Origin of the sequence: Pseudomonas sp. YQ_6, from assembly GCF_043103245.1 — a bacterium.
In the GTDB taxonomy this organism is placed as follows: Bacteria; Pseudomonadota; Gammaproteobacteria; order Pseudomonadales; family Pseudomonadaceae; genus Aquipseudomonas; species Aquipseudomonas alloputida.
On the sequence record NZ_JBICJR010000043.1, the window covers coordinates 18,625 to 27,510 of the forward strand.

Below are 8,886 nucleotides of genomic sequence, written 5' to 3' on the forward strand. Positions count from 1 at the left end.
GGCAAGCCCGCTCCTACGACTGGCTTGAATCAGACATCCAGCACCAACGCCCTCATCCCCTCCTCCACTTTCGCCGGCACAGCACAACAGATCAGCACCGATCCTGCTTCCGGCAACTCTGCCGGCGGATTTGGATAATGCACCTGGCCGCTCACCAGCCGGGTCTTGCAGGTACCACACGAACCACCCCGGCAACTGAACTCCGGGGCCAGCCCACGCGCCTCGGCCAGTTCCAGCAAGGTGCCGCTACCGGGTACCCAGCGAGCCTCCTTGGCCGACGCAGCAAAATACACCGGCACTGGTTCGTCGGCGGCAGGCGGCTGTTGCAAGATTGGCTGGTCTGCGTCGGTGTGCCGCCGCAACGTCGACGGGCCAAACGCTTCGGCGTGAATCCGCGCATCCGGCACATGCACCCCACGCAGCCCTTCGTAGAGCTGCTGGGTGAAGCTGCCCGGGCCACACAGGTAGAAATCGTAGTCGTCCAACGCCAGCGTTGCCTTGACCTGTTCGATACCCAACCGGCCGGCGAACTCGTAATCACGACCGATCTGCGCGTGCCCTTCAGGCTGGCTTAGGGCGCGGTGTACATGCAGTAGATCGCCAGCCTGTTGCCGCAAGGTCGCCAGTTCCTGCTGGAACGGCAAGTCGGCCAGGCTGCGTGCGCCATGGAACAGATGAATGCGCCGGGCCTGCCCTGTCCTCAACTGCTGACGCAGCATGGCCAGCAACGGCGTGATGCCCACGCCCGCGCCGATCAGCACCAACGGGCGCGTGCTTTGCTGGTCAAGCGTGAAGCTGCCCATCGGCGGCCGCACATTCAACACATCGCCGGCCACAACGCGCTCATGCAGATACCGCGAAGCCGGGCCCTGGGCTTTGACGCTGATGCGCAAGAATCCATCGTCGGGGGCACTTGAAAGGCTGTAGGTGCGGATCAGCGCCGACTCGCCATCACGCGGCACTTGCACAGGCAGATGCTGGCCAGGGGCAAAGGCCACACGGCAGCCTGCCGGTGGTTCGAGATAGAACGAGCGGATGTCGCGGCTTTCCTGCTCCACCCGCAGCACCCGCCAGGCCAGCCATTGGCGCTGTTGTTGCCGCTGCTCCAGGCGCGCATCGGCCTCGGCCCAGGTACCGGTCATCAGACTGGTCGGCGCGTACTCCTTGAAAGCCCAGCGCAGGGCAACGGCTGCCGGACGCCACACCACCTGCTCGACCTGCAGTGTCCACAACCGCTCAGCGCCTTCAAAGGCCTGGATGGCCGGGCTGTCCAGCAGCACCTCGGCACGCCCGTACAGTTGCAACACATTGCCATTTTTGAAGTCGATGAACAGCAAGCCGGCCCGCGGGTTGACCACCAGGTTGCCCAAGGTGTTGAAATGCAGATTGCCTGCATAGTCGGGAATCGTCAGCCGATTGCCTTCGACCTTGATGAACCCTGGCCGGCCACCACGGTGAGAGACATCTACCGAACGCTGGCCGTCAGCATGCTCGACATAGCTGGCAACGAAGAAGGTATCGGCGGCCTGGATCATGCTGACGGTTGAGGTATCCAGTGTTGTCGCATCGATGCGCCCAAGGGCGGGTTCGGTGACGCGGGTGTAGTCGCGCAACTGGATGTACTGCGGACAGTTGCCAAACGCCTGCTCTACGGCCACTTGCAGTTGCCCTTGGGCAGCGTGGCGGATCTGCCCGTTGATGCGATTGCGCCGACGGGTGTGCAGTTCGATCCCCAGCAGGCCGACCGCCTGCCCGGCTGCCAACCCGGGGGTGGCGGGGTCATCTGCTGGCAACGTGGTGTGGATCGTCAGCATACGAGGGTCAGGCGAGCTTATGAACCCTTCTGGCCCTTCCAGCAGCGTGGCCCAAGGCCGACCCTGGGCATCCACACTGGCGGCGACCATGAACGGTAACTGGTGATAGAACGTCCGATGCTGGTCGGGCATGTGGTCGCGAATGACCTTTTGCCCGAACGCCTCCATGCGTTCTGCTACACCGACCTTTTCCTGCAGGGTCTTTTCACCCGCATGCCAGGGCGAGGGGCGGTGATCAGGGGATTGTTGCATGGCGGCGTTCCTCACGATGGCGGGTGTCAGGCGTGGGTTTGCAGCCCGATCACGGTGCGCGGCATGGGGACGAAACGCGGCAGCGCCTCGATCCGCGCCAGCCAGTTGCGCACATTGGCATAGGGTTCCAGCGACACGTTGCCTTCGGGGGCGTGAGCGATGTACGAGTAGTTGGCAATGTCCGCGATAGTAGGTGTGCTACCCGCCAGGAATGGCGTCTTGGCCAACTCGGCATCGATCACCTTGAGCAAGGTGTGGGCACGGGCAATCACTTCGTCGGTATTGAATGAAGCGCCGAACACCGTAACCAGGCGGGCGGCTGCCGGGCCAAAGGCCAGCGGGCCGGCAGCGACCGATAACCAGCGTTGCACACGGGCGGCGGCGGCAGGTTCTTCGGGCAGCCACGCGCCGTTGTCATACTTTTTGGCCAGGTAGACGAGGATGGCGTTGGAGTCGGCAATCACTGTGCCGTTGTCATCGATGACCGGAACCTGGCCGAACGGGTTGAGGGCGAGGAAGTCCGGCTGCTTGTGCGCACCTTTGGCCAGGTCGACGAAGACCAGCTCGGTTGGCAGGTTCAGTAGCGAGAGCATCAACTCGATGCGATGGGCATGGCCAGACTTGGGGAAGTTGTAGAGCTTGATCGGGTTCGACATGGGCTTGGCTCCTGGTCAGCGCCGGGATGGGGCTGATGGAGCACATGCTGCACTGGATCGGCTGGCAGCAGAATCAGTGCGTAGGGGAAACCATAATTTCGCTGGGCGGAATAATGGTTTCCAAACACTTGCGCCGGTGCCTGCAGGTGAGCGCTAGCCAACGATCCGATCAGTGCAGCTTTTTGAAATGTCGGTACAGCCCACGCGCAGCCTCGACCACCTGCGGCACACAGGCCTGGATATCCTCTTCGCTCATCTGGTCCAGCAGCTCGAAATTATCCTCCAGCCCATGTAGCGAAATGGCCTTGAGCAGCGGGGCCTGCTCCGGTGGCAACTCGCCCCAACCGGCCACCTGGGTACCGCGCATGTAGCCGAAACACCACTCCTCCATCACGATCACAGTGCCCTGTTCGCCCTCGCTTTCCTCGAACAACGGCTCGAACTGGTCGACACCATTGCTCAGCTCTTCTGCCACCTGGCTGGCATAACGCAGCATCAATGCCGTGTAGGCCTCCTCATGCGCGGGCTTCTTGAACTTCGGTACTTTGCCACCCGCTACCGCCGGCAGCCATTGCTCGGGGAGGACAGTGATCGGCGAACTGGCGAGTGCGACGAAAAAGCCATTGAGCTCGGCCAGGTTCAGCACCGAGTAGTCATTGCCATAGGTGATCAGCAGGTCTTCGAGGCGGTCGAGTTCTTTTTCGCTGAGTACGGGGAGCATGGGTAAGAATCCTGGGAAGCAAAAGTGTGTGCACCCTAGCACAGCAACGCCGGAAGGGCTGCCCGCGCGAACGACCGCGCGGGCAGATGGTTCAGGGCTGCAACCAAGCCTGCAGCTCATGTTGCCGGTCGGTGCCTATCAGCAGCCACAGCAAGATGCGGCATTTGCGCGGGCAGAGTTGCCCAGCCATGTAGACGCCTTTTTTCTGCAGGTCGATCTCTGCACCAGCAAACCCGTAGGTTGCCCGGGCTGTAGGCCCTCTACCTGTGCGCGTAGCAACCATTACCGGCAAGCGGGGCGCCAGGTGCTCCAGCACTTCGGACCAACCGGCGGAAACATGCCCAGCACCGAAACCGGCGATGACCAACCCCTCATAACCCAATGTGGCCACCGCCCGCAGCAGCGCCGTGTCTGCGTCCAGGCAGGCTTCCAGCAGGGCAACGCGCTGGTCGGTGCGATACGGTAACGGCAACACTTCCCGTCGCCCGGGCGGATGGCGATACAACACAACACCCTCCACAACGTCGCCCAACGGGCCACATCCGGGCGACTCGAATGCCGCCATCGCCAGGCTGGCCGTCTTGCGCACCCTTGCCGCGCAGTGGACCTGATCATTCATGACCACAAGCACACCTCGCCCACGGCTGTCTTGTGCCAATGCAACCTGAGCCGCAGCCAACAAGTTGGCCGGCCCATCATTGCCCGGCTGACTCGCCGAGCGCATGGCACCGGTCATCACCAATGGCGCATCGAATGGCCAGAGCAGATCCAGGAAATAGGCCGTTTCCTCAAGGCTGTCGGTCCCTTGGCTCAATACCAAGGCCTGAGCTCCGCGCTCCACCTCGCCCCGGGCCCATGCCAGCACCTCCAGCAACGTCTCGAAGCCCAGCGATGCACTGGGGAGCAGGCACAATGAAGCAACGTTCAACTGCGCCATCTCGCGCAATTGTGGAACCTGAAGCAGTTGCCGCTCACAATCCAGGCTTGGCGTCACACCATCCCCGACAGCACCCAGCCGCATACTGACCGTGCCGCCCAGAGTGGCGATCGACAGCCTGGGCAGGCTCGAATGTTCGCTCATGCTTCTCCCCCCACAATCAACCCGACTATCGGCACAATGCCAAGCGTGCAGATGGCCATCGACACCACATTGCCGATGTAGCCATGCACATAGGCCGGCAACCGCTGAGTGATCGCCACTGCCAGCGGCGGAGCCACCAGGGCACCCAACACTGCACTGGCCACCACCACTTGCCAGCTGCCGCCATGTGCCAACACCGCGGCCGGGACGATCGACACAATCGGAATGTAGGTAGGGTACCACCCACGGGCTTTCCACTGTCCACGCCAGCATACAACCCCAACCAGGGATGCCAGGGCCTGGCCGGCCACTATCTGCATCACCAACATAGAACCGTATGACAGTGCAGCCGGGCTCAACAGGTAAGCCAGCAACACACCCAGCAATAGCCCGAGGCTGGCCAGCTCATTACCAAAGAAGGGGGCTTCGCTGAAGTCGGCCAGAACGCGCCGCAAAGTCCAGACCGCACCGTAGTCAGGCTGATTGACAACCGGCGCCACGACGGTGGGTTCACCGCATTGGCGTACCCATGAAGGAAAGCGCTTGCACAGGATGAAGGCCACGACGCTTGCCACAGCCATGCCACTCACATTGCCCACTACCACTGGCAACTGCAGGGGATAACACAGGTAATTGACCATCAGCAGGCTGGCCGGTGTTACCAGTAGAGCCCCCAGTAGCGCCCCCGTGATCGTCACCCGCCAGCCCGCACCAAAAAGCAAGACCATGGCTGCCGGCAATGACACGAAGGCAACGAACGTTGGTTGCCAGATGCCACTGGCCAAGGTCCATCCCCACAACGCATGGCTGAGCAGCAAGCCCAAGAGCGAGCTGGTAAACACCCATGGCCATAATCCGCTGCCATAGCAAATGGCAAAGCCCTGCCAGCGGTACCCTCGCACCTGCGCCCAGTGCGCCAGGCACGCGCCCAGCAGCAAGCCCAGCGCGGGTAGTTCGTGCTTGTAGAATGCCACTTCACTGATATCACCAATAATCCAGCGCAAGCGGCTGAGCGGCTCATCGAGCGTCGCCACCCTCTGTGCATAATCCAGCCATTGGCCATGGGCAAGGCTTGCAGCGAAAAACACCAGCAGGCAGCCGAACATGAACACAAGCCAATGCTGCTGTCGTGAGAAGAAGAGCGTGTTCATTCGCAACTCCTCAACGTGGCATAGGTGCATGCAAGCGATAGCCAAGGGTGGCATCGTAGAGGTCGGTGCGCCGGTCTCTTGGCAGGTCGTTGAGGCTGTTCCAGATCGGTGCCGAGCGTGCACTGCTCAAATCGACATCGGCATAGATAATCTCCTCGGCTTCTGCACTGCCCACCTCGCCGATCGGCCAGCCATGGGTACCGGCGATCAGCGAGCAGCCCAGGAAGCGCCCGCCCCGCTCGCTGCCAACACGGTTCGCGGCGGCGATATAAACGTTGTTGACATGCGCTGCCGTCATGGTCAGGTACGAGGCCATGCAGCGCCCTGCATCATCGAACAACGGCGGCGGGGTCCATACCCAGTTGTTGAGGCTGCAGATGATGTCGGCACCTTGCGCGGCCATCACCCGTGGTACTTCCGGGAACCAGATGTCCCAGCAGATCAGCAGGCCGATACGGCCGATAGGCGTCTCGAATACCGGGAACCCCAGGTCACCGGGGGTGAACCAGAGCTTTTCCTGGTTCCACAGATGCGCTTTGCGGTAATGCCCAAGCAGGCCTTCGGGGCCAAACAGGACAGCACTGTCGTAAAGCTTCAGCCCGTCGCGTTCGGCAAACCCCGCAGCCAGGTATACCTGGTATTGCCTGGCGAAGTCGGCCCAGGTTTTCAGGCAAGGGCCGTCCTGCAGCACCTGCGCATGGGAATAGGCTTCGGCACGGGAGTTGAAGGTGTAGCCCGTGTTGGCCAGTTCCGGCAGTACGATCAGGTTGGCACCTTCGCGTGCTGCGCGCCGGGCCAATGCCAGGCCTCTGCTCACGTTGCTCTCACAGTGCTCGAGACCGACCTGAGGGTCGTACTGGATGACAGCGATACGTACGGGGCTGACGGGGGAACAGGATTCAGACATGGCGGCTTCCTTTTTGTGGTTGTTTTGGAAGGACGCCAGTAAAGCGATGTTGGGTCAGGGAGCGACAGTCAGGAGAGTCCTATGGGACCAAAGGAAAGTCACATAATGGCAGTAGGACTCCCCCTACTAAATGGCCCGTACGCCGTTATTTCCCAACCTGATAGTGGGGGTAGTACTCGAGGGTAAAGCCACCATTGAACTCGGCTGACGTGTTGTTGCAGAGGTTTATGACCGTATCGATTGCCGTGCGCAAACACGGCTCGGTCCATCCAGCGTCAACTGAGAAGGACTCGCCAGCCAGATACAGCCCTGAGCGCGCACTCAGGTCTCGGTTGTATTTCATCAGGTTTACAGCATCAAAGTAGGTACCTGCCCTATACAACTTCGCGCACCCAAGCGCATTTCGGTCTGTGATCCAACGCTGTATGCAAATATTTCGAGTATCGACGTAAGGCGAAATTGCCTCCCCCACATTGGTGCAGCGTAGAAGGATCCGATCGAGCTCCTTCAGGCATTTGCTCGCCAACTCCGCATCAGAGAAGGCTGCCAATTTGGTCGCGTCATCCTCCCAGGTATAACTGAGAAGAATGCAGTCATCTGGATAGCTATCGTTGTACCGATAGGCATAGACATCGTGCACAAAGCTATCGGTAATCAGAATTTGCGGCATCGGCTTCTGGTCGAGGAAACTTTTCTTCAGCGGCGCATAGACCTTGCAGCTGGTCTCCCAATGGGCATGTTTCCAGGCATCGATAATCGACTGCGGCAACATCTGGCGGGTGAAGCCACTGAGGTTGATGTTGGTTTCGATCAGCCATGACGGAGTGGTCATGATCACGCTGTCGAAGTCTTCATACTCGGTGCTCTCGTGTAACGGATCACTGCATCGCCAACGATATCCGACCCGAACACGGCCATCTTCCAGCTTCTGCACCGCACACACGGACGTATCTGTCAGTAGCCCATCCTTTGTTTTCAGAAGATGTTCATATAGCGAAATCCCACCCATGCCGACGTCCAGGTGCAAAAGGCTTTCGTCGAGGGCCGCAAGTCCGAGATAGGCTGGCCCTTGAAACGGCAATCCCCTGCTATCAGGGATATTGTTTGCTTCAAGATGCGGCGCAGTGTAAGGCCCCCCTCTTGAATCCACACGGCCATGCACCAACTGCAAATGACTGCTAAAGCCAAAGATTGCCGTACGTAGCGGGTACAGGCAGCAAACATCATAAAATGCTCCCCAGCTGCCATCGCCAATACCGATTGCATAGAAAATGGCTGACTCGTCACTGCTCATGCCCAAACCGCCAAAGTCACCGGGGTTTTCAGGGTTCCAGGCAGCAAGGGCAGGCAAATGCACCAAATCCCTGAACGACAGTCGATGATAGCGTTCGACGATGTCCCGCCATAGCGACTCCCAGCTTGACGTGCCATAAACCGCGGCAACATGTTCAGCAAATTGCTGAGCAAAACTGCGCCATTTCTCGTAGACCTGCTGCAAGACAGCCGAAGGAGGTGGGGTTTCGCCTGACGGATTACGCCAGATCAAAAGACCCGGGTCACCTTCCCCTTCTAATTGACCTTCGCGAAGATAAATCCCCGTGGCATTCACCCAAGGTGTACCTGGGTTAGGGAAGTCAGAAATCCGCAGCTCGAACAGCTTTGCGTAATGGGCCATAAGCGAGCGCCCCTCTTTAGGCGACTCTCCAGTCCTATTGAAGAACGGCATGCGCATCGCCCCCATTTCAAAAGGGGTTGCAGGTTGCTTGTGGCTTGCTGAGCTGTTCACGACCGTCAGGTGTCGCCCGCCTACACGCCGGGACTGCTCAATCAAGGTGATACGGTTGAAACCACAGCGCAATAACTCGCGGGCAGCAGTCAACCCGGTAACTCCGGCACCGACGATGCAAATGCGGTGATTGGGTTGTGTGGCACGTGCGACGCCGCCCTCTTGTTCGAGAAGCCGGCGGTAGTCGAAGCAGAGATCCGGGGGGTTAGGGAAACGCGCGGCCCACGGCTGCGTGGGCAGTAACGGGTCGATGGCCAGATCGGCAGGATGGTTGTGTGTTGAACCAATAGTCATGTTCTCGTGTTCTCCATGAGTAGAGAACCTGAGAATGATCAATTGCAAGAGGCGTAAAGTGGTTGCTATGCACCACCCGACGGCACCTACAGGATCGTGAGATACCTGTGGGTGCCGCCTTACAGCGATCAGGGCGTCAGGGCTTACACCGCCAGGGCGCGCTCACGCAGCTCGCTGTTGAGGATGCGGTCGTTCTCGCTGTAATCGACTGGGCAGTCAATCAC

Annotated in this window: 8 protein-coding genes; all 8 read right to left on the reverse strand. The window is 60.0% G+C overall.

Annotation, left to right across the window (positions count from 1 at the left end):
* Positions 1-29: 29 nt before the first annotated feature.
* The gene (locus ACF8FG_RS14065; RefSeq protein WP_392518904.1) at positions 30-2,066 is read right to left on the reverse strand and encodes a pyridoxamine 5'-phosphate oxidase family protein; all 2,037 of its coding nucleotides are present in this window, start codon (positions 2,064-2,066) and stop codon (positions 30-32) included.
* A 26-nt stretch (positions 2,067-2,092) separates the two neighbouring features.
* Positions 2,093-2,722, reverse strand: coding sequence for a glutathione S-transferase family protein (locus ACF8FG_RS14070; protein WP_014589965.1), 630 nt, complete (start codon positions 2,720-2,722; stop codon positions 2,093-2,095).
* Positions 2,723-2,891: 169 nt separating this feature from the next.
* The gene (locus ACF8FG_RS14075; RefSeq protein WP_019438849.1) at positions 2,892-3,443 is read right to left on the reverse strand and encodes a UPF0149 family protein; all 552 of its coding nucleotides are present in this window, start codon (positions 3,441-3,443) and stop codon (positions 2,892-2,894) included.
* Positions 3,444-3,534: 91 nt separating this feature from the next.
* A complete protein-coding gene (locus tag ACF8FG_RS14080) occupies positions 3,535-4,524 on the reverse strand; it encodes an asparaginase (RefSeq protein WP_019438850.1) in 990 nt (329 codons plus the stop codon).
* On the reverse strand, positions 4,521-5,675 hold the full coding sequence (locus ACF8FG_RS14085; RefSeq protein WP_019438851.1) for a hypothetical protein: 1,155 nt from the start codon (positions 5,673-5,675) through the stop codon (positions 4,521-4,523). Before ACF8FG_RS14085 ends, ACF8FG_RS14080 begins: the two co-directional genes overlap by 4 nt.
* Before the next feature lie 10 nt (positions 5,676-5,685).
* On the reverse strand, positions 5,686-6,582 hold the full coding sequence (locus ACF8FG_RS14090) for a nitrilase family protein (RefSeq protein ID WP_019438852.1): 897 nt from the start codon (positions 6,580-6,582) through the stop codon (positions 5,686-5,688).
* Between the two features lie 145 nt (positions 6,583-6,727).
* On the reverse strand, positions 6,728-8,662 hold the full coding sequence (locus ACF8FG_RS14095) for an FAD-dependent oxidoreductase (protein ID WP_076402649.1): 1,935 nt from the start codon (positions 8,660-8,662) through the stop codon (positions 6,728-6,730).
* 143 nt (positions 8,663-8,805) lie between these two features.
* Positions 8,806-8,886, reverse strand: an 81-nt coding sequence (locus tag ACF8FG_RS14100; protein ID WP_370593837.1) for a hypothetical protein, incomplete at its 5' end; no start/stop codon positions are given.

What these genes read in the sequence shown, in the direction of transcription:
- ACF8FG_RS14095 (WP_076402649.1), bottom strand. Translation starts at nt 8,662, where the DNA reads ATGACTATTGGTTCAACACACAACCATCCTGCCGATCTGGCCATCGAC.
- ACF8FG_RS14070 (WP_014589965.1), bottom strand. Translation starts at nt 2,722, where the DNA reads ATGTCGAACCCGATCAAGCTCTACAACTTCCCCAAGTCTGGCCATGCC.
- ACF8FG_RS14090 (WP_019438852.1), bottom strand. Translation starts at nt 6,582, where the DNA reads ATGTCTGAATCCTGTTCCCCCGTCAGCCCCGTACGTATCGCTGTCATC.
- ACF8FG_RS14075 (WP_019438849.1), bottom strand. Translation starts at nt 3,443, where the DNA reads ATGCTCCCCGTACTCAGCGAAAAAGAACTCGACCGCCTCGAAGACCTG.
- ACF8FG_RS14080 (WP_019438850.1), bottom strand. Translation starts at nt 4,524, where the DNA reads ATGAGCGAACATTCGAGCCTGCCCAGGCTGTCGATCGCCACTCTGGGC.
- ACF8FG_RS14065 (WP_392518904.1), bottom strand. Translation starts at nt 2,066, where the DNA reads ATGCAACAATCCCCTGATCACCGCCCCTCGCCCTGGCATGCGGGTGAA.
- ACF8FG_RS14085 (WP_019438851.1), bottom strand. Translation starts at nt 5,675, where the DNA reads ATGAACACGCTCTTCTTCTCACGACAGCAGCATTGGCTTGTGTTCATG.